We start from the raw sequence: 21486 nt of genomic DNA on the forward strand, positions 1-21486 counted from the left end.
TCTCCTTAGTAGGCGAACGACAGGACGTCGTCGTCTTCGTGTTCGGCGCTCGGCTTGCGGCCCGAAGTTTCGAGTTCGGGCATAGCAGCCGCGACACCGCCGCGGGCGTACTTGATGATGAGGATGAATTCGACGACCATCAGACCGCCGTAGAGCAGGGTCAGGGCAACCAGGCTGAACAGCATGGCACCGGCTGACACGGACGGCGAGATCGCCGCTGCTGTGTAGAGCATGACCCCGTCAACGCCGTCCTCGCCCATGTTCGGTGCTACGACGAAGGGCTGTCGGCCCATTTCGGTGAACACCCAGCCTGCTGAGTTGGCGATGAACGGTGCCGCAATGCCCCACAGCGACAGATGTGCGAGGAACTTCGAGCTGGGCACGGTTCCCTTTCGAGTGGCGAACAGAGCGTACGCCGCAAAGAGCGCCCCGAGTGAGCCGAAGCCGATCATGAAGCGGAAGCCCCAGTAGGTGACGATCATCAGCGGCTGGTAGTCGACCTTCTGCCCCGCGTAGTCGCGGTACATGGGGTCATCCGGGATGACTCCGCCGAACTTCTCTTCGTATTCCGGAAGCAGCGTCTGCACGCCGGGGACTTCGTCGGTGAAGTTCGTGTGGACGAGGAACGACAGCAGGCCCGGAACCTCGATGAGGGTCTTCGTGTCATCGCAGTGGTTCGAGTCGGGAATTCCGATAGTCAGCACCGAAAACGAGGTGCCGTCGGTGCAGGCGGCTTCCGCCGACGCCATTTTCATGGGCTGCTGCTCGTACATGAGCTTGGCCTGGATGTCACCGGTGATGGCAACCGCAACAAAGGCGATGACGGCAGCCCAGCCGCCGATCCGCAGCGACTTGATCCACACGGCGTGGTCTTTCTTGTCGCGGCCGGGAACAGCGAGGTCTTCGCCCACGACGACACGGCCCTTCTCATCGACCGTGTCGATGCCGTCCTTGCGGCGCCGGTACAGGTGGTACCAGGCGATGCCCAGCATAAAAGCCGCACCGCAGGCCAGCGCACCGGCAAGAGTGTGAGTGTATGCGGCGATTGCCGTGTTGTTCGTGAGAACAGCCCAGATGTCGGTCATGACGGGGCGGCCGTCGACCATTTCAACGCCGACCGGGTGCTGCATCCAGGAATTGGCGACGATGATGAAATACGCCGAGATCCATGCGCCGATGACAGCGCACCACAGGACCGTCAGGTGGGCTCGTTTGGACAGGCGCCCCCAGCCGAAGATCCACAGGCCGAGGAATGTCGACTCGAGGAAGAAGGCGATGAGCGCTTCCATGGCCAGAGGCGCACCGAAGACGTCGCCGACGAACTTCGAGTACTCCGACCAGGCCATGCCGAATTGGAATTCCTGGACGATGCCGGTGGCAACACCCATGATGAAGTTGACGAGGAACAGCTTGCCCCAGAACTTGGTTGCGCGCAGCCATTTTTCGTCACCGGTACGGGTGTACATCGTCTGGAGTATTGCAACCAGCAGACCCAAACCGAGGGTCAGGGGAACCATCCAGAAGTGATAGACCGTGGTGATGCCGAATTGCCACCTGCCGATGAGCACCGGATCCACAATCGCCTCCTATTCGGTTTGGTCCGCCAGGTATCCACGACGAACCGGTCAGTGATTTTGCGAAGCTCAGCCTACCGCCGGGGGTCGCTCTGTGAGCACGCTGAACATGCATGGTCACGGGTGTCTCAGAATTCAGACAGCCGTGCTGCTCAGGCGTCAATCTTCTCCGAATCCATGACGTCAGCGCCGGAGACGATGAATTCGCGCCGTGGTGCAACCTCGGAGCCCATGAGCAGATGGAACGTGGTCTCTGCCGCACCGGCATCGTCCATGGTCACCCGTCGCAGCAGCCGGTGCGCAGGATCCATTGTCGTCTCCGCCAGCTGGTCGGCATCCATTTCGCCCAGACCCTTGTAGCGCTGCGGGGACTTGTATGTCTTGCCGCGCCGGTCAAGCTTTTTCAGTTCCCGGTGAAGCTCTGCTTCGGAGTAGGTGTAGATGACATCATTGGCCTTGCCCCGATTGACAACCTCAATCCGGTGCAGCGGAGGCACCGCGGCGAACACCCGGCCGGCCTGAACGAGAGGGCGCATGTAGCGGAAGAACAGCGTCAGCAGCAGCGTGCGGATGTGAGCCCCATCAACATCGGCATCGGTCATGATGATGACCTTGCCGTACCGAGCGGCCTCCAGGTCAAAGCTGCGGCCCGAACCGGCCCCGATGACCTGAGTCAGCGCTGCACATTCAGCGTTCGCCAGCATGTCCGAGACACTCGCCTTCTGCACGTTGAGGATCTTTCCGCGAATGGGAAACAGCGCCTGATGCTCAGAGTTCCGCGCAGCCTTGGCCGTTCCCATTGCCGAATCACCCTCGACGATGAACAGCTCTGTGGCGGCAGGGTCACTGTTGCGGCAGTCGTAGAGCTTGGCGGGAAGAGCCGAGGACTCCAGCGCGTTCTTGCGGCGCTGATTATCACGGTGAGTACGCGCGGAGATGCGCGATTTCATTTCCGCAACGACCTTTTCCAGAAGCGCATTGGCCTGCGCTTTCTCCTGCCGCTTGCTTGCCGTAAGCCGGTCGGTCAGCCCTTCTTCTACGACTTTGCTCACGATCTGACGCACCGCGGGTGTGCCCAGAACCTCTTTTGTCTGTCCCTCAAACTGCGGTTCGGCCAGTTTGACTGTCACGACGGCCGTCAGCCCGGCTAAGACATCGTCCTTGTCGAGTTTGTCCTTGCCGACCTTGAGCTTGCGGGCATTGGCTTCGACGGCCTTGCGGACTGTCTTCACCAGACCGGCTTCAAAACCCGTCTGGTGAGTGCCGCCCTTCGGGGTGGAGATGATGTTGACGAAGCTCTTGATCCGGGTGTCGAAACCGGTCCCCCAGCGCACGGCTATGTCAACGTCGACTTCGCGGTCAACATCGGTTGACACCATATGTCCCGTCTCATCAAGAACCGGGACGGTTTCCGTGAAGTCGCCCTTGCCGCTGAATCGCCACACATCAGTGACCGCAGGGTCCAGAGCAAGGTGCTCTGCGAAAGCGGAGATCCCGCCGTCATAGCGGAACTCCTCCTTTCGGTGTTCTATGACCTCCCCGGCTTCGTCGCGCGCGACACCGCGTTCATCGACAATCGTGATCTTCAGCCCCGGAACGAGGAACGCCGTCTGCCGTGCACGGTCAACGAGTTTGTCGTATTCGAAGTCAGCGTCCTTGAGGAAGATCTGCGGATCAGCCCAATAGCGAACCCGCGTACCGGTCACACCCCTTTTTGCCTTGCCTATGATCTCGAGCTTTTCGCCGGGTTTGTTCTCGGTGAACGGATTCTCCGGGCTGGCAGCGCCGTCATCGGCAAAACGTCCGGGCCGACCGCGGCGGAATGACAGACGGTGAACTTTAGAGGCGCGTGTGACTTCGACGTCCATTCGCTCCGACAGCGCATTGACGACAGCACCGCCGACTCCGTGCAGACCGCCGACTGCCGCATAGGAACCGCCACCGAATTTTCCGCCGGCGTGCAGCTTCGTCATGACCAGCTCAACACCGGTCAGACCCGATTTCGGTTCGACGTCGACGGGAATGCCGCGAGCCCGGTCGTCCACTGCAACCGAGCCGTCCGGGTAGAGAGTCACGGTGATCTCGTCGCCGTAGCCGGCCAGAGCCTCGTCAACGGAATTGTCGATGATCTCCCACAGGCAGTGCATGAGACCGCGCGAATCAGTGGAGCCGATGTACATACCGGGCCGCTTGCGGACCGCATCGAGCCCCTCCAACACCTGGAGCTGCTGTGCGCCGTACTCTGCCTTGGCTGCCACTTCCACGTCCTTTCCCTTCAGTGCCCTGCCATTGTAGGGTGCCGCATGCAAAAGCCTGCGGATTTGCCCGCCGCGCTGTCACGTTCGGTGTGTGCTTCAATGTTCCTATGCTTCTGCGCTCCCCCGCTCTTGCAGCCGCACTCTGCGCTGTGCTTCTGACCGGCTGTGCCGGCAGCACGCCCGGTTCCGACACCTCGTCAGCACCGGCAGGCTCTAACAGAGCGCAGTCGAGCCCGACACCAGACGAAGACGCCCAAGCACTGGCGGGGACCACGATCGCGGTCGACCCCGGCCACAACGGCGGCAATATGAAGAACGCCTCCAAGATCTCCCGACAGGTCGATGACGGGCGAGGCGGCACAAAAGCGTGCAACACCACCGGAACCACCACATCAGACGGCTTCCCGGAACACGAGTTCGCCTGGAAGGTGGCCGAACACCTGCGCACCGCGCTCGAGGACAGCGGTGCGCGCGTCATCATGTCGCGCAAAGACGACAAGGGCATCGGGCCCTGCGTTGATGAGCGGGGCAAGTTCGCCGCCGAAGCGGACGTGCTCGTCAGCATCCACGCCAACGGCTCCGACAGCACAAAGCCCTTCGGCTTCGGCGCCGTCATCGCCCCGGACCGCAAGCACGCCGAGTCGAAGAAGCTCGCCGGCAGCCTCGTCAAGGGCCTGAAGGGCGCGGACTTCCGCGCTAACCCCAGCTACGGCAAAAACACCGTTATGGAGCGCAAAGACCTCGGCGGTCTCAATCACGCCACCGTCCCGGCCGTGCTGATGGAGCTTGGCGAAATGCGCAACCCGGAAGAATCGAAGATCATGAAGACCGACTCCGGACGCAAACGCTACGCAGATGGTCTCGTCGCGGGCCTTGCGGACTACTTCAAGGGTCGCGGCTGACCAATCGGAATGAACCTGCGACAATGACGGAGTGACTGACTACACTGCTCATTCTGCTCAGCCCGTCTGGTTGGAGCTCAGCTCTCCGCAGTCGGATGTTTCAACAGAGTTCTACAGCGAAATCTTCGACTGGGAGTTCAGCGGCGCAGGCCCCTTGGGTCTTGGCTCGCAGGCGCTGCTTCGGGGACGCGCGGCAGCCGGCATCAGCCCTCAGCCGCCGCAGGCTCCAGCAGGCCAGCCCGGATTCTGGTCTGTGTATTTTCGCGCCGAATCTCTCGACACTTTCCTCACCGCCGTCGATGCCGGCGGCGGTCAGGCGATGACTGTCGTGCCCGAATTCGACGGCGCCGCATCGGTAGCGCTCGTCTCAGACTCCGGCGGCACAGCATTCGGTGCGCTGACTTTTGACGATTCCCGCGGCTTGGGAACAGTGGGCGAAATCGGTGCGGCCGTCTACTTCGAACTGCACACCCACTCCCCTGGCAAGGCAGATTTCTATTCCGAGGTGTTCGGCTGGGCCAGGAGCACCGGCCCGTCGACTATTCAAGAAGAAGCCGACGTGTTCACAATGGCGGGCGATGTTGACTTGACCGCCGCGGTCGTCGACCTTTCCGGAACGCAGATCCCATCTCACTGGGAAGCGTTCTACATGGTCGAAGACGTTGATGTTTTTGCGCAGAAAGTGCCTGCGCTCGGGGGTGCGCTGCTGGTCGAGCCGACCGACACTCCGCGCGGGCAGATCGCAAAGTTCATCGACCCCCACAACGCGGCTTTCGGAGTCATCGAGCCGAACTGGCTGTAAAGCCCGTGCGGTCGCTGGCTTTCAACCTGCCGTTTTTCGCCAAAACATGAGGCTCGGCCCCGTCTGACGGGGCCGAGCCTCATGTTTCAGCGGCAGGGCTGCAGATCAGTCAAGGTAGTCGCGCAGCACCTGAGAGCGCGAGGGATGGCGCAGTTTGGCCATGGTCTTCGATTCGATCTGGCGGATGCGCTCACGGGTCACGCCGTAGACCTTGCCGATTTCGTCAAGCGTCTTCGGCTGGCCGTCGTTGAGCCCGAATCGCATGGAGACAACACCGGCTTCGCGTTCTGACAGGGTGTCGAGAACCGAATGGAGCTGTTCCTGCAGCAGGGTGAAGCTCACAGAGTCCGCCGGCACGACAGCTTCGGAATCTTCAATGAGGTCACCGAACTCAGAATCGCCGTCTTCGCCCAGCGGGGTGTGCAGTGAAATGGGTTCGCGGCCGTACTTCTGCACTTCGACGACTCGTTCGGGCGTCATGTCGAGTTCCTTGGCGAGCTCTTCCGGGGTGGGTTCGCGACCCAGGTCCTGCAGCATCTGACGCTGCACGCGGGCGAGCTTGTTGATGACTTCGACCATGTGCACGGGGATGCGGATGGTGCGCGCCTGGTCGGCCATGGCACGGGTGATCGCCTGGCGGATCCACCACGTGGCGTAGGTCGAGAACTTGAAGCCCTTCGTGTAGTCGAACTTCTCAACCGCGCGGATCAGACCGAGGTTGCCTTCCTGGATGAGGTCGAGGAAGAGCATGCCGCGGCCGGTGTAGCGTTTGGCCAGCGAAACAACCAGGCGGAGGTTGGCTTCGAGCAGGTGGTTCTTCGCAATGCGGCCGTCGTGGATGATCCACTTGTAGTCGCGCTGGTCGCGAGCTTCTTTGACTTCTCCGCTGTTGAGCAGGTGCTCGGCGTACATGCCTGCTTCAATGCGCTTGGCCAGATCGACTTCCTCCGCTGCGTTGAGCAGTGCCACACGGCCGATCTGTTTGAGGTAGTCCTTGACCGGGTCGGCTGTTGCGCCCGCGCTGACGACCTGCACTGTGGGCTGGTCGTCGTCATCAGCATCCGACACGACGAAGCCGCCTGCTTCTTTGACTTCCTCGTCTTTCTTCTCTTCTTCGGCGTTGCGGGTTTCCGTCGATTCGGCGTCGTCGGCTTCTTCCGGTTCCTCCGGGCTCTCGGGATTCTCCGGGCTTTCGACGTCCTCTACGAGGTCGTCGTCCTTCTTCTTGCGGGTCGGCCTTTCTGCCGCAGCCGCTGCAGCCGGCTTCTTGGCGGCTGTCTTCTTCGCGGTTGTCTTCTTAGGAGCTTCTTCGACTTCTACAGCTTCCGCTGCCGCGGATTTCTTAGCCGCGGCGGATTTGGCTGCCGTGGCCTTCTTCGTCGTGGTGGATTTGGCCGCAGTTGCAGACTTCTTGGCGGTGCTCGACTTAGCCGCGGTTGTCTTCTTCGTCGTCGTAGACTTCGCAGCGGTGGACTTCGCGGACGTCGTCTTCTTCGCAGCGGTCGTGGACTTAGCAGTCGTCGTCTTCTTCGCAGCACTCGTTTTGGCGGCCGCGGTGGACTTGGCGGCGGTTGTCTTCTTCGCAGCAGTCGCAGACTTCTTGGCAGTGCTCGACTTAGCCGCTGTCGTCGACTTTGCGGCTGTCTTCTTCGCAGCGGTGGACTTCGCGGCGGCAGCCTTTGTTCCCGTCGCCTTCGACTTCGCTGTCGTTGCGGTGCTCTTTTCAGCGGTGGTCTTGGACGCGGGCTTCTTCGCCGTCGTCTTCTTTGCAGCCGAGTCGTCTGCGCTGGTCTTCGTGGAGTCCTTGGATGCGGTCGGCACGGTTCACCTTTCACTGCGTCTGCGGTGCCCTGAGTCTTCATGGCACTAGTAAGACCCAAGTCAAGTCTTCACATTCGGCTTGCCGCTTCTTGCACATGCGGCGACCGGTTAGTGAGACCTGCCGGGTCAACGCTTTATCTTCTCACGGTATTCCGCTCAGACCCAATCGGCCCCACCACGTGCCTCTTATCGCAGCCATCCGGGAAGCACTGCCTGTTCGGCCGCCGCTGCCTGAAGTCGAGCCAGGGAGTGTTCCGGATCCAGGTGAAGAGCCGCCGAAGCGTAGTAGTCCGAGAACGACAGGCGCCCCCTCACCCATTCCAACCAGGCAAGAACTGCGAGTGCATCCGGCAGCGCTCCGCTCGCGGCATAAGCCGCAATTGTCTTCATGAGTTCACACCCCAGCTCAAGCCGACTCATATCGGGAAGAGCTTCGCTGTAGCCTACACACTCGTTCATGTACTCAGGCCGGACAAACTCTTCAAGCAGCATCCTCTCCGTGTGCTCATCACATTCTTCTGGCAGTTCGGCAGGCTGCAGACCGGGGTTTTGAAACGCCATGAGGAGCATAAGCAGATCGCGCCGCCGCGGATTGGCGAGCATGGCATCGGCGGCATTGAGTGCTTGCGGCGACAGCGCACCCGCACACACGTTTGGCGAGGCACCACCCATGTGCAGGTGTTCGGCTTGTGCCAGGGAATCGGCCAGAGCCGCGAACGCTGCGGCCGGCGTTCCGAGGAGTTCTTTCGCCCGTACGATTTCAGAATCCGGCGTGGGCAGCGCTGCCGCTTCTGCCAAGCCCGCCGGCCGAGTCTTTTCTCGCCTGCACCGGTGCACGTTCCGTGGCGAGGCGAAATCCCCGCAGAGATCGGCGGCAGCCCAGACGGGACGCCCCACGTCGAAGCCGGAGTCAGCAAGCTGATCGCACACCGCGTAGATGCCATCCCGGTGCACCTTCCACGACTGTGCTTCTATAGGCCCGGCGAAGCCCAGAATGTCGTGGAGGTCGGAGCAGAAAACGGCCGGGAGCACGGTTTTCACGTCACCGAGACCTCGAACGAGGTCCAGCACATCGCCGGCAGCCCCATCGGCGAAGCCCATGGCGACTGCTGTGCTGTAGTCGATGCGGAGTACGCCCAAGCCGGGGCCTTCACCGGCACCGGGGTCCATAATGCCCAGCAGGACCAGTGAGTTCTCCGGCCTGTAGCCCAGCGTGTCAACCGCGGTTTCAACAATGTCTTCTGGTGTTCTGATGGTGATCTTCTTCATGCGAGAAGTGTTTTCCCGGAACGTCCGAGCTGCCAACACGCTCTCGTGGACTGTGGAAAGCAGCCTGGTTGTGCACAAGCCGGAGAACCCGAGTGAGGTCCTTCCTAGACTGGCAGCATGGGCAGACAACGACGAACCGCTGAGCGCGAGCGCGAAGTTCACATCGATACGGGCACGGCTGTCCTCGAGCCCGTCGCCGGCGAACCCGATTCCTTTGTCCTGTGGATCAACGGGGTGCCTTCGTCCTGCATCGCGCTCTCTGACCCCCTGCGATTGGATTTCGAATACCTCGATTGGATGTCCAGAATCATCCGCGTGCGCCACGATGACGCCGACGGCCGCGGAACACCCCTCCGGGCGGTCCACATCGGTGCAGGCGGGTGCAGTCTTCCCCGCTGGATTGATGCCCACTGCCCCGGATCGAGGCAGACCGCCATCGACATCGACGCGACCCTGCTGAAATACGTCCGCGAGTGGTTTGATCTGCCGAAGAAGCCGCGGCTGGCTCTTCGCGCAGGTGACGGCGCACTCGAAATCCGGTCGTTCCGCCCCAGCAGCCTCGACGTGCTCGTCCGCGACGCCTTTGCCGGGAGCATAACTCCCCCGCCTTTGGCGACACGGGATTTCTTCGACCAGTGCGCACACGTTCTGGCGCCCAGCGGGACCTTCCTGGTCAACATTGCGGCAGCTCCACCTCATGAGCGGCTCAAAGACGAACTGCGGCTGCTGCAGCAGTCATTTGCCTATGTCGGCATGGCAATCGATCCGGGCAATATGCGCGGTCGCCGCTACGGCAACGCCGTCGCAATAGCCGCACACACCCCGCCCGAACCCGGCACTGTGGCCCGCGCACTGCGCGGAGGGCCGGCAATTGCCCGCGTCTTGGAGGGAACACAGCTGACAGCTTTCACCGGCCGCTGAAACCCACTACCCCCAGTGCGCGTACGCGGGCGAAGCCACGGCATAATTGAATGCCGATCGGAGGGAGAAGGGTGCAGGAAAACAGCGAAATCCAGCGGGAGCAGACATATGTCTCTCGCGTCTACGATCGCCTGGACAGCCTGCGCGAAGAAGCGCGCAGCAAACTCAGCACCGTTCGCGCATCCAAGGTCGGCGGCAACCACCAGAACCGCTCCGAACGCGATGCCTTCGCCACCATGTACGAAGACCAGCTGCTGCGGCTGCGCGAAGCCGAAACCGGCCTGTGCTTCGGGCGGCTCGACATGGCTGAGAACAAGACCACCTACATCGGGCGGATCGGCATTTCCGACTCCGACCAGAGCCAGCTGCTCATGGACTGGCGAGCACCGGCCTCCGAACCGTTCTACCGGGCTACCGCGGCCAACCCCGCAGGTGTCATCCGCAGGAGGCACATCGCCACCCGCGGGCGCGCCGTCATCGGACTGGAAGACGACGTCCTCGACATCGACGGACTAACAGCCGCCGAACGCGATGACCTGCACGGCGAGGGGGCACTCATGGCCGCGCTCGAAAGCCACCGCACGGGGCGCATGGGCGACATCGTGGCCACAATTCAGGCTGAGCAGGACCAGATCATTCGCCGCCCGGCGGACGAAACGGTGGTCGTCCAAGGCGGCCCCGGCACCGGCAAGACCGCTGTCGCCCTGCACCGGGCCGCCTACCTTCTGTACCGGCAGCGCACCAAGATCGCCGGTTCCGGCGTGCTCATCGTCGGCCCCACACCCGTGTTCCTCAAATACATTGAAAAGGTGCTGCCGAGCCTCGGCGAAACCGGCGCTGTTCTTCTCACCCCGGGCCAACTGCTGCCGGGCTTTGAAGCCCAACTGCATGACGGCCCGAAGACCGCCGCGGTCAAGGGCAGTCTGCGGATGGTCGATGTCATCAAAAGGGCTGTCCGCGGCTACGAGAGGGTTCCGGCAGAAGACCAAGAACTCGCCGTCGGCTTTCAGCGCGTCACCCTCAAGCGCAAGTCCGTGCGCCAGGCCATCAAGCGGGCCCAGCGTTCGGGCAAGCCTCACAACGAAGCACGCGACGCCTTTGCCCAGCAGATCCTCGACGAGCTCGTCGAACAGCTTCTGCAGAGTTCACCCCTGTCGGGGATGGATGATCCGCGCGGCCACCACATGGCCGATCTGCGCATGTCAGCGGATGTGCGCCGGGCCATCAACCTGTGTTGGCTGCCCGTCAGTGCCGGCCGCGTGCTGAGCGATCTGTACACGAAGCCGGCGAAGCTCGTAGCCGCTGCCGACGGACTGCTGTCGTATGAGGAAATGGCTCGCCTGCGCCGCGGCAAAGACGAGCCCATAACGGTGGAGGACATTCCGCTGCTCGACGAGCTCGAGGAGCTGCTGGGCTCAGCTGCCGCTCGCCCGCGTGCAGGTGCAGAAACGGAATACGCGCAGGCGGTCAACGACATGATGGGCACTTCGGACTTCGTGTCAGCCGAACTGCTTGCCCAGCGCTTTGCCGACGGCGGCGATCACCGTCCCCTGGCGGAACGGGCAGCCGAAGACCGTGAGTGGACGTACGGGCATCTGGTAGTCGACGAAGCCCAAGAGCTCAGCCCCATGCAGCTGCGGCTGCTGTTCAGGCGAGTGCCGAGCAAATCTGCCACGATCGTCGGCGACCTCGCCCAGGCCAGTCTGACGGACACGGCGCGCACGTGGGAGGGTGTTCTCGCTCCCCACGTGGGATCGCGCCTGTCACTGACCGAACTGACAGTGTCCTATCGCACTCCCGCGGCAATTCTGGAACCGGCAAATGCGCTTCTGCGCACGCACTTCCCCAACCTCGAAGTGCCGACACCGGTTCGCGATGGTGACGCTGCGCCCACGGTTGCTCGACTGTCTTCTGACGAGGTGCCCTCAACTGCCGCTGTTTGGGCGGCTGAACAGCTGCGTGAGCTCGGAGGGGGCCGGGCCGCGGTCATCGGCACGGCAGCCCAGCTGCGCGAAGCGGCACGGACTTTGGACGCCGACGGCTCCCAGTTCGGCATCGGCACGTCCGGCATTGACTTTCCCGTCGCACTGCTGCAGCCCCACCAAGCGAAGGGCCTGGAATTCGATGCGGTTGCCCTCGTCGAACCGGCGGATTTCGCAGCTGCGGGCGATTCGGCTGCCGTCGGCGATCTCTACGTGGCACTCACGCGTGCCACAGCGCGCCTCGGAGTATTTGAAAGTCGGGATTCGCTCGTCACCGCCTGGCTGTAGGAACAGCGGGCAGAACCAGCCGGTGCAGACCGCTGTGGTCTCGCTGTGTCAGTGCCTTCTGCAAGAGTGTTGGCACGAGCAGCAGAAACGAGGCCATCATGTCATTTCCATCACCTGTGGAACTCTGCCGCGAACTGGGTTCTCCCCACGGCAGCGAATCCACCGACGCCATTGAATTCTGTCCTCAGCACTTCGCCCGGTGGTGGCCGCAGGACTGCCCTCTGCCCACTGTGCTGCACTCCGACGGCTGGAACAGCAGAGCGCGCATTACACGCGGTCAGCTGTTTGCGCTCGGCCGCAGGGCCAGCACAGCCGAAGACGCTGTGAAGTTCTTCGCCGCGACAGCCGCCTACGGCAGCGGCACACAGGCACGCAGCGTCTACCGGGCGTGCCGTGCACCGGCAGTAAGCGGTTTCGGCGAAGTTCTTGCCGATCTGATCGATCGCGGGCGCGGGCTCACAGCCGCCGAATCCTTTGCGCTGTGGCACAGTGCGGTGCCGTTCGTCGGACCTTCGACTTTCACCAAGCTCGCCTATTTCTCTCAACCGGAATGGTCTTTGGAAACAGCCGACAAGCCCATGATCCTCGACGGCCGGATACTGCGCGCCCTCAACTGTGCCGGGGCTGCGATCTCGTCGCGCCTCTACAGCGAATACCTCGACCTTCTGGCTATGACCGCTGCCCTGGCGGGCTGGTCTGAATCCGCCGTTGAAAGACGGTGGACGCACATGGGCCTGAAGCTGTTGGGTACGCCAACTTCCCACACAGTCTGCGCACCGGCCCTGCTTTTGTAGAGGCTGGTCAGGCGCTGTCTGAATGCAAGGAGAATAGAAACAGGCGGCACCGGCTTCCCCTCCGATGCCGCCTGTTGCGACCACACTTAAGTGTGTGCCTTTATTTTAAGCACAGGGGCTGCCCAGTGTGCAAATCGCCATCAGAGTTCTTTGCCCGCTGTCCGTTCGTCGCGTTCTGCACGCAGCGATTCAATAGCGTCTTCAAAGTCTTCAAGGCTTTCAAAGCCCTGGTACACACTGGCAAACCGCAGGTATGCCACCTGATCGAGCTCACGCAGCGGAGCCAGAATGGTCAGCCCCACTTCGTCCGCATCGATTTCGGCTACACCGCGAGCGCGAATGGCTTCTTCGACGGTCTGGGCGAGCTTGGCCAGATCGTCTTCTTCAACAGGACGCCCTTGGCAGGCCTTGCGCACGCCCGAGATCACTTTGGAGCGAGAGAACTCCTCGGTCACGCCCGAACGTTTGATGACCGACAGGCTGGTGGCTTCCATCGTGGTGAAGCGGCGCCCGCAGGCGGTGCACTGCCTGCGTCTGCGGATCGACGCGCCGTCTTCGGCAGTGCGCGAATCCACAACGCGCGAATCTGCGTTGCGACAGAAAGGACAGTGCATCAGTCCTCCATGCGAATCTGCACGGCAGCGCCGTGCGCGGGAAGGTCTTCCACTGCGCTGAACGCACTGATGTGACCGGCGACGGCCTTCAGCGCTTCTTTCGAGTAGCTGATCACCTGACTGCCCTTCATAAACGACATAGTGCCCAAAGCGGAAGCAAAAGCAGCCGAACCGACGGTGGGAAGCACATGGTTCGAACCGGAACAGTAGTCCCCCAGTGCCACGGGCGAATAGTCGCCGATGAACACCGAACCGCCGTTGACGATCCCGCGGGCTGCTTCTTCGGCGTTGTCTCCGTGGACTTCAACGTGCTCGCCCGCATAGGCATTCGCTACGGCGATCGCATCGTCCTGTGAGGAAACCAGAATGGTGCCGGACTGTTCGCCTCTGAGTGCCTGCTCAACGCGCTCGCGGTGCGGAGTCTGCGCTGTCTGTTCAGCCAGGGCCAGATCAACTGCATCGGCAATGTCTTCGCTGTCGGTCACCAGAACAGACGCGGCGAGAGGATCGTGCTCAGCTTGACTCAGCAGGTCTGCGGCTGCAAACTCGGGGCGCGAACCGCTCAGCGCCACCACAATGATCTCGGTGGGACCGGCAACAGCGTCAATGCCCACAACATCCCGGACTTCTGCCTTGGCGGCAGCCACAAAAGCATTGCCCGGACCCGTGATGAGGTCCACCGGCTCGAGGTCTTCGCCATCGGAGAATCCGTAGGCGAAAGCACCGATTGCCTGTGCGCCGCCCATCGCCCACACTTCGGAAACCCCAAGCAGATGAGCGGCCGCCATAACCGTGCGGTTTGGCAGACCGTCCGGGCCGGGCGGTGAGGCAATGGCCATCGACTTCACGCCCGCGGTCAAAGCGGGCACCGCGTTCATCAGGACTGTTGACGGATAGGCGGCCAGACCGCCGGGAACATAGAGACCCACCCGCTCAACCGGCTGCCACCTGCTGGTGACGGTGCCGCCGTGGGCAAAGGTCTGGGTGCTGTCCGACGGCAGCTGTCCTTCTGACACGCGGGCCAGACGCGTGCGCGCTTCTCCCAGAGCCTCTTCGACGTCCGCCGGAAGTTGGTCGTAGGCCTTCTTCAGTTCGGCCTCGGGAACACGTAGGTTCTCCAGCTTCACACCGTCAAAACGATGGGTGAGGTCAACAACTGCTTCACGCCCGCGCTCACGCACATCGGCAAGCACCTCGGCGGCCGCACCCGCGGCGTGGGAAAAGCCCGCGTGTGCTCGCGGCACCGCGGTGCGGAGGGTACGGCGGTCCATGTCGGTGTTGCGCAGATCGATGCGGCGAAGAAGTTCAGTCACACCGTTAGTCTACGGAGCCCAGCGGAGCAGACTGTGCTGCACCCGCCCGTCCGACAAGGCCGTGCCCCGGCGCGGGCAGGTCAGCCCTGCAGACAGCGCGGGCCCAAGAGGGCTTTGAGGTCACCGAAAAGGCTGGGGCCGCTGGTCACACTGCACGAACTGTCCAAACGCATGAGGGTTGTCCGTCCCGGCTGTTTGACGGCAAGCCGGACCTCGGTGGCTCCGCGGTTTGACCGCAGGATGTCGCCTAGCTGGGTGACCAGCTGTTCGCTCAGCATCGAGTGGGCAACGCTGAGCACCAGCGGGCGGTCTTCGGGATCGGTGACGTCTGGAATCGTCATCGACTGAGCCATGAGTGACGTCGGCCTGTCATCCGACTGACGGACTCGGCCGGTGATCGTCACCACCAGGTCGATTGCCAGCAGCGAGGCAACCGGCTCGTAGACATCGCCGAAGAACATGATTTCCAGGCTCGCCTCAAGGTCCTCCACCGTGACGATGGCATAGGGCTTGCCGGAGTTCTTCGATACTTTGCGCTGCACCTGCGTGATGATGCCGCACACTGTCACACTCGAACCATCGCGCACGTGGCTTTCAGGGTCGAGCAGCTGAACAATCGATGTGTCGGCTTCACTTGCCAACACTCCCTCCAGCCCGTTGAGCGGGTGATCGGACACGTACAGGCCGATCATTTCGCGTTCAAAGGCGAGCTTTTCCTTCTTGTCCCATTCGGGTCTATCGGGCACGGGAACTGAGAACTCCGCCCCCTCGCCTTCGCCCAAACCGGCAAACAGATCGAACTGGCCGACAGCCTCCTGCCGTTTGACGCCGATGACCGAGTCGACGGCCTCTTCGTGGATTTCCACCAGGGCGCGCCGAGTTTCGCCCAGCGAATCAAAGGCACCGGATTTGATGAGCGATTCCACCGTGCGCTTGTTGCACACGTGTGAGGGCACTTTCTCCAGAAAGTCTGAGAACGACCCGAAATCGCCTTTTTCGGCGCGGGCGCTGACAATCCCGTCGACAACGTTGTCGCCCACATTGCGCACCGCACCCATGCCGAAGCGAATATCATCGCCGACCGGGGTGAAGTTCAGCTGCGATTCGTTGACGTCCGGCGGCAGCACGGTGATGTGCATCTTTCGACACTCGTTGAGGTAGAGGGCCAGTTTGTCCTTGTTGTCGGCAACCGAGGTCAGGAGGGCCGCCATGTATTCAGCCGGATAGTGCGCTTTGAGGTAGGCCGTCCAGTAGGACACCAGGCCGTAGGCGGCGGAGTGTGCCTTGTTGAACGCGTAGTCTGAGAATGGCAGCAGAATGTCCCAAAGCGCCTGAGCGGCTTCCTTTGAATAGCCGCGCTCCTTCATACCCCCGAAGAAGCCCTCCTGTTGGGCATCCAGTTCAGCCTTTTTCTTTTTGCCCATTGCGCGGCGTAGAATATCGGCCTGGCCGAGGGAATAGCCTGCGACCTTCTGCGCGATCGCCATGACCTGTTCCTGGTAGATGATCAGGCCGTAGGTTGTGTCGAGAATCTCCGCCAGCGGTTCGGCAAGCTCCGGGTGGATGGGTGTGATCGGCTGCAGGCCGTTTTTGCGCTTGGCGTAGTTTGTGTGCGAGTCAGCGCCCATCGGCCCCGGTCGGTAGAGCGCCAGGGTTGCCGAAATGTCTTCGAAGTTGTCCGGCCTCATCAGCCTCAGAAGACCCTGCAGTCCCCCGCCGTCGAGCTGGAACACCCCGAGCGTGTCACCGCGGGCCAGCAGCTCATAGGTCGCTTGGTCTTCCAGTTCGAGGGTTTCCAGATCGAGGTCGAAGTCGCGGTTGACCTTGATGTTCTCAATCGCGTCGGAGATGATCGTCAGGTTCCGCAGCCCCAAGAAGTCCATCTTGATCAGCCCGAGGCCTTCGGCCGTCGGATAGTCGAACTGCGTGATGACCTGGCCGTCTTGGATGCGGCGCATGATCGGGATGACGTTGATAATCGGCGCCGAGGACATGATGACACCCGCGGCGTGCACTCCCCACTGCCGTTTCAGGCCTTCCAGGCCCAACGCGGTGTCGAAGACTTCGCGTGCTTCCGGATCGTTTTCGATGAAGGTGCGGAAGTCCCCGGCCTCCCCGTAGCGAGCCGCCTTGGGGTTTTCGATATCGGCCAGGGGAATGTCCTTGGCCATGACCGCCGGCGGCAGTTCCTTTGTCAGCCGCTCCCCCAGCGAGAACGGCTTGCCGAGCACCCGGGCGGAGTCTTTCAGCGCCTGTTTGGTTTTGATGGTTCCGAACGTCACGATCATCGAAACGTATTCGGAGCCGTATTTGCGGGTCACGTATTCAATGACCTCACCGCGTCGACGGTCGTCGAAGTCGACATCGAAGTCGGGCATCGAAACGCGGTCGGGATTAAGGAAGCGCTCGAAGATCAGACCGTGCTCTAGCGGATTGAGGTCGGTGATGCGCAGGGCGTAGGCGACCATCGACCCAGCGCCGGAACCGCGGCCGGGGCCCACGCGAATGCCGTTGTCCTTCGCCCAGTTGATGAAGTCGGCGACCACGAGGAAGTAGCCCGGGAAGCCCATATTGGCGATGATGTCCAGTTCGTAGTCAGCCTGCTTGCGCACATCGTCGGGTATCCCGTCGGGGAAGCGGTAGTGCAGCCCCTTATCGACTTCCTTGTACAGCCAGGACTCTTCGTCTTCGCCGTCGGGGGTGGGGAACTTCGGCATGAAGTTTGCATTCGTGTCAAAGGACACATCGCACATTTCGGCAATGCGCAGAGTATTGTCGCAGGCTTCCGGCATTTCTTTGAAAAGGGCCCGCATTTCCGCGGCGGACTTCAGGTAATAGCCGGTGCCGGAGAAGGCAAAGCGCGAACCGCCCTGGTCGTAGGTCGGTTCGATGAGCTTCGATCCCGATTGGATGGCCAGGAGCGCTTCGTGAGCTTTGGCGTCCGATTCGTGGGTGTAGTGGAGGTCGTTGGTTGCCACAAGCGGCAGGTCGAGGCGCTTGGCGATTTCCAACAGGTCTTTGGACACGCGCTTTTCAATGCTGAGCCCGTGGTCCATGATTTCGCAGAAGAAGTTCTCTTTGCCGAAGATTTCCTGAAACTCTCCGGCGGCTGCAAGGGCTTCGTCGAACTGGCCGAGGCGCAGGCGCGTCTGCACTTCGCCCGACGGGCAGCCGGTTGTGGCGACAATGCCTTCCGAATGCTGCGCAAGCAGTTCCCGGTCCAAGCGGGGCCATTTGCCGAAAACGGAGTCAAGAGAAGCCAGGGAGGCGGCTTTGAACAGGTTCGACATTCCCCGGTTGTCGCGAGCCCACATCGTCATATGGGTGTACGCGCCTCCACCGGATACGTCGTCACCGCGCTGGGATTCGTCGGCCCGCCACTTCACTCGGGTTTTGTCATGCCGGGAGGTTCCCGGTGTCACATATGCTTCCAAGCCGATGATCGGCTTGATTCCGTTGGCCACGGCCTGAGAGTAGAAGTCGAAGGCACCGAACAAGTACCCGTGGTCGGTGATTGCAATCGAATCCATTCCACTGGCTTTGACGGCCTGCATGAGGTCGCCGAGGCGGGCGGCCCCGTCGAGCATCGAGTATTCGGTGTGAACGTGCAGGTGCGAAAAGCTGTCAGCCACGGATCTGCTCTCCTTACTCGCCGGCAGCAGCGCGCAGGTGGTCGAGCGCGTTCTGCAAATCAGCCGGGTACTGAGATTCGAATTCTACGTACTCACCGGACTCGGGGTGCACGAACCCCAGCCGCACGGCGTGCAGCCATTGCCGCTCAAGCCCGAGCCGGTCGGCCAATACGGGATCAGCCCCGTAGGGAAGATCTCCGCAGCACGGGTGCTTCGTGGCGGACATGTGCACGCGAATCTGGTGCGTGCGGCCGGTTTCCAAATCGACTTCGAGCAGGCTGGCCGATCGGAATGCTTCCAGCAGGGTGTAATGGGTGACGGCGTGTTTGCCTTCGGAGCGCACGGCGTAGAGGCCGTCGCGCCGCGGGTGCCGTCCGATAGACGCTTCGATTGTTCCCACCACCGGATCCGGCAGTCCCTGAACAAGTGCGTGGTAGGTCTTGTCGACTTCCCGCTGTTTGAATGCCCGTTTGAGAACGGAGTAGGCATGCTCACCTTTGGCGACAACCATGACTCCCGATGTGCCGACGTCCAGCCGATGCACGATTCCCTGGCGCTCGGCAGCTCCGCTCGTGGCGATTCTATGGCCGGCCGCGGCAAGCCCCCCGATGACAGTAGGACCCGACCACCCCGCTGCCGCGTGGGCTGCAACGCCGATCGGCTTATCGACCACGATGATGGCAGGATCTTCATAGAGGATCTTCATGCCGGGCACGGGGTCGGCGACGATGCGCAGCGGCTGTTCAGGTTCGGGCATGACGACGTCGACCCGTGCCCCGCCGGCTACGCGCGACGACTTCTGAGCCCGGGTCCCGTCAATGTGGACGCCCCCTTCAGCGGCAATCTGGGCGGCTTTTGACCGCGAGAGCCCCAGAAGCCTCGACAGCGCAGCGTCGATGCGTTCGCCGTCAAGGCCTTCGGGGATGAGGAATGAGCGCTCAGTCATGGTTCTCCTGCGATTGAGCCTGCGAAGCGTCAAGCGGAGTGCCTTTCAGGGCCGCCAGCATGAGGATGACCGCTGCAGCCGTGATCGCTATATCGGCTACATTGCACACAAAGAAGTGCAGGTCGATGAAGTCGACAACCGCGCCGTGGAAGACGCCCGGCGGTCGAAACAGGCGGTCGAAGAGGTTTCCCAGCAGACCGCCTTGAAGGAGTCCCAGCCCCAATGCCCACAGCGGTGAGCTCAGACGGCGAGCAGCCACCAAAATCGCAAAGAACACGGCAACGGCAATTGCGGTGAAGATCCACGTGCTTGAGGCCCCGAGCCCGAACGCCGCCCCGGGATTGCGCAGGAAGACAAAGCCGGCAAGGTCGCCGAACACAGCTATCCGCGGCTGGCCTTCGAGAGCTGTGACGGCGATAGCCTTAGTCGCTTGGTCGAGGGCAAAGGCCAAAGCTGCGATGCCTGCCAGCAGCAGGCGTGCGGAGCGTCGAGTCACTGTTCTCCTGGAAGCTGGTCGAATGGACTGGATACAAGCAGAGGCGGCCATCTTCTGATGGCCGCCTCTGTCATATGGGATATCAGAGCGAGTTCGGGTTTCCGCCCACCTTGTTGCCCGAAAGGGTTTCCGGTGCGAGCGTGCCCGAGCTTTCGAGGTCGCGCAGCTGATCCGACAGGTAGCTCTTGAGGCGGGTGCGGTACTGGCGCTCGAAGTTCTGCAGACCGTCGATTTCGCGTTCGAGCGAAGCCTTCTGGCCCTCCAGCTGGCTGAGTGTGTCGTCGCGCTTCTTTTCGGCAGCCGAAAGGATTTCGTGGGACTTCTTTTCGGCTTCGCCGATGATTCTGTCGCGGGTGCGCTCACCTTCAGCAACGTGTTCGTCGTGGACGCGCTGGGCAAGGGCGATCAGGCCGTGAGCGTCCTGGTCTCCGCTGCGCGAGCTGCGTGCGGCGGAAGAGCCGGACGAGCTCGATACGGCGGAGGGAGCTCCAATAGGAGCGGAACCACCGAGTTGTTTGGGATTGAACGGAGCGGTCGCGGAAAGGTCCACCGGAGCGTTGTCGGCCTTGGAGGTTCCAGCCGGGGCAGGCGAGGACGCCTTCTTCGACTCGAGATCTTCGACCTTGGCTTCAGCAGCCGAAAGCTTCTGACGGAGGTCGTCGTTTTCGGTGTACAGACGGCGCAGCTCGACAACGACCTCGTCGAGGAAGTCGTCGACCTCGTCCTGGTCGTAACCTTCACGGAACTTAACGTGCTGGAACCGCTTGTTAACTACGTCTTCAGGCGTAAGCGCCATGAGCCCACCTTTTATCGAGATTACAGTTGCTACATCGATGAACGATTTAGATAACACTTTAGACCACAGCGGGGCGTTTTGTCTTTTCGAATGCCAACTCGTGCTATCGAAAGTGTCGGATTCTGAGAAACAACTGAGTGCGGAAAAGCACGCTCACAGCATGCTGTAACCGAATCGTATTAGGATCCCGGCCACAACCTGCACCGCTATGAAAACGACGATGAAGCCGAGGTCAAGGGCGATTCCGCCCAAGCGCAGCGGGGGAATCACCTTGCGCACCGCCTTCACCGGCGGATCGGTCAGCGTGTAGATGATTTCAGCCGCCGCGAGCATGAAGCCCTGAGGTCGCCAGTCTCGGCTGAAAACCTGGATGAGATCGAGGATCACACGGGCGATGAGCACGTACACGTACAGGTTGAGCACCATGCCGACGATGATGAATGGATAGCCCACTCTCAGCCCTTTCGAAGGAAGAAGACGACGGATGGTTGTCCCGCCGCCCCCTTAGAGTACCCGGTCGGTTCGCTCAGCTCTGGTTGAAGAAGCTTGCCTGGGAGTCTTCTTCGCCGTCTGCCTCTGCAGTCACTTCAATGTTCTCAGGTGTGAGAAGAAACACCGAGTTCGTGACCTTTTCGATGGATCCGCGCAGGCCGAAGATCAGACCCGCGGAGAAGTCGACGAGCCGCTTGGAGTTTGCTTCGTCCATGGCGGAGAGGTTCATGATGATCGGCACGCCTTCACGGAAAGTGGTTCCGATGATTTTGGCATCGTTGTACGAACGGGGATGAATAGTCTGAATGCGAGACATGGTCGAGGGGGCCGCCGTTTCTACCGGGCGCACGGAGGCGCGGATGGGAGTGACCTGCGCCGGCGCAGGTTCAGGCTCACTCGGAACGATGGTTGGTGTTTCCGGCACCTCTTCTGGCTGTTCAGCACGCACTTCTTCTGGCGCGTAGCCGTCCTCGTAGCCTTCTTCGCCGAAGCCGAAGTAGTTGCCGATCTTCTTAAGAGTAGACACGGGACCTCCTGGTGCCGTCCGGGGGAAGCTCTCTTAACGAAACTACAGCACGAAAGGCGG

General features: G+C 61.8%; 17 protein-coding genes. 5 read left to right on the forward strand and 12 right to left on the reverse strand.

Annotated features, from left to right (window positions below; genetic code table 11):
- Positions 1-5 precede the first annotated feature (5 nt).
- Both GC119_RS07255 and GC119_RS07260 read right to left on the reverse strand, forming a co-directional pair.
- Positions 6-1577: a cytochrome ubiquinol oxidase subunit I gene (locus GC119_RS07255; RefSeq protein ID WP_151952793.1), complete on the reverse strand. Its 1572-nt coding sequence runs from the start codon at positions 1575-1577 to the stop codon at positions 6-8.
- A gap of 149 nt (positions 1578-1726) precedes the next feature.
- Positions 1727-3838 (reverse strand): DNA gyrase/topoisomerase IV subunit B, encoded by a 2112-nt coding sequence (locus GC119_RS07260; RefSeq protein ID WP_083304018.1) that lies wholly within the window; start codon positions 3836-3838, stop codon positions 1727-1729.
- A gap of 101 nt (positions 3839-3939) precedes the next feature.
- On the opposite strand from GC119_RS07260, the gene GC119_RS07265 reads away from it, so the two are divergent.
- Together GC119_RS07265 and GC119_RS07270 are read left to right on the forward strand one after the other, a co-directional pair.
- Positions 3940-4734 carry an N-acetylmuramoyl-L-alanine amidase gene (locus GC119_RS07265; protein WP_151952794.1) on the forward strand — a complete coding sequence of 265 codons (795 nt, stop codon included), beginning with the start codon at positions 3940-3942 and terminating at the stop codon, positions 4732-4734.
- Between the two features lie 31 nt (positions 4735-4765).
- Entirely contained in the window at positions 4766-5536 is a 771-nt protein-coding gene (locus tag GC119_RS07270) for a hypothetical protein (RefSeq protein ID WP_070572343.1), read from the forward strand.
- A 105-nt stretch (positions 5537-5641) separates the two neighbouring features.
- Here GC119_RS07270 and GC119_RS07275 read toward each other — a convergent pair whose 3' ends face one another.
- Together GC119_RS07275 and GC119_RS10950 are read right to left on the reverse strand one after the other, a co-directional pair.
- Positions 5642-7357 (reverse strand): RNA polymerase sigma factor, encoded by a 1716-nt coding sequence (locus GC119_RS07275; protein WP_070572341.1) that lies wholly within the window; start codon positions 7355-7357, stop codon positions 5642-5644.
- 186 nt (positions 7358-7543) lie between these two features.
- Positions 7544-8626, reverse strand: a complete 1083-nt coding sequence (locus GC119_RS10950) for a DUF4192 family protein (RefSeq protein ID WP_070572339.1) — start codon at positions 8624-8626, stop codon at positions 7544-7546.
- A 117-nt stretch (positions 8627-8743) separates the two neighbouring features.
- Between GC119_RS10950 and GC119_RS10955 the strand changes: the two genes are divergently transcribed.
- From GC119_RS10955 to GC119_RS07290, 3 genes are all read left to right on the forward strand, one after another.
- A complete protein-coding gene (locus GC119_RS10955) occupies positions 8744-9547 on the forward strand; it encodes a spermidine synthase (RefSeq protein ID WP_070572338.1) in 804 nt (267 codons plus the stop codon).
- 71 nt (positions 9548-9618) lie between these two features.
- Complete coding sequence (locus GC119_RS07285) at positions 9619-11817, forward strand: HelD family protein (RefSeq protein ID WP_083304017.1); 2199 nt, start codon at positions 9619-9621, stop codon at positions 11815-11817.
- Positions 11818-11915: 98 nt separating this feature from the next.
- Positions 11916-12611, forward strand: coding sequence for a hypothetical protein (locus tag GC119_RS07290; RefSeq protein WP_141750116.1), 696 nt, complete (start codon positions 11916-11918; stop codon positions 12609-12611).
- 140 nt (positions 12612-12751) lie between these two features.
- Here GC119_RS07290 and nrdR read toward each other — a convergent pair whose 3' ends face one another.
- From nrdR to GC119_RS07330, 8 genes are all read right to left on the reverse strand, one after another.
- On the reverse strand, positions 12752-13225 hold the full coding sequence (gene nrdR / locus GC119_RS07295; RefSeq protein WP_070572332.1) for a transcriptional regulator NrdR: 474 nt from the start codon (positions 13223-13225) through the stop codon (positions 12752-12754).
- Entirely contained in the window at positions 13225-14538 is a 1314-nt protein-coding gene (gene hisD, locus GC119_RS07300; RefSeq protein ID WP_141750115.1) for a histidinol dehydrogenase, read from the reverse strand. The genes nrdR and hisD overlap by 1 nt, the downstream gene beginning before the upstream one ends.
- Before the next feature lie 80 nt (positions 14539-14618).
- Positions 14619-18125, reverse strand: coding sequence for a DNA polymerase III subunit alpha (gene dnaE / locus GC119_RS07305; RefSeq protein WP_070572972.1), 3507 nt, complete (start codon positions 18123-18125; stop codon positions 14619-14621).
- Positions 18126-18183: 58 nt separating this feature from the next.
- Complete coding sequence (locus GC119_RS07310; RefSeq protein ID WP_070572331.1) at positions 18184-19116, reverse strand: RluA family pseudouridine synthase; 933 nt, start codon at positions 19114-19116, stop codon at positions 18184-18186.
- Positions 19109-19612 (reverse strand): signal peptidase II, encoded by a 504-nt coding sequence (locus GC119_RS07315; RefSeq protein ID WP_151952795.1) that lies wholly within the window; start codon positions 19610-19612, stop codon positions 19109-19111. Before GC119_RS07315 ends, GC119_RS07310 begins: the two co-directional genes overlap by 8 nt.
- Before the next feature lie 82 nt (positions 19613-19694).
- Positions 19695-20408 carry a DivIVA domain-containing protein gene (locus GC119_RS07320; protein ID WP_070572328.1) on the reverse strand — a complete coding sequence of 238 codons (714 nt, stop codon included), beginning with the start codon at positions 20406-20408 and terminating at the stop codon, positions 19695-19697.
- Positions 20409-20561: 153 nt separating this feature from the next.
- The gene (locus GC119_RS07325) at positions 20562-20861 is read right to left on the reverse strand and encodes a YggT family protein (RefSeq protein WP_083304014.1); all 300 of its coding nucleotides are present in this window, start codon (positions 20859-20861) and stop codon (positions 20562-20564) included.
- 73 nt (positions 20862-20934) lie between these two features.
- Positions 20935-21426 carry a cell division protein SepF gene (locus GC119_RS07330; RefSeq protein ID WP_070572326.1) on the reverse strand — a complete coding sequence of 164 codons (492 nt, stop codon included), beginning with the start codon at positions 21424-21426 and terminating at the stop codon, positions 20935-20937.
- Positions 21427-21486: the final 60 nt, after the last annotated feature.

This window comes from Brevibacterium sp. Marseille-P9724 (genome assembly GCF_902500275.1).
Lineage (GTDB): Bacteria > Actinomycetota > Actinomycetes > Actinomycetales > Brevibacteriaceae > Brevibacterium.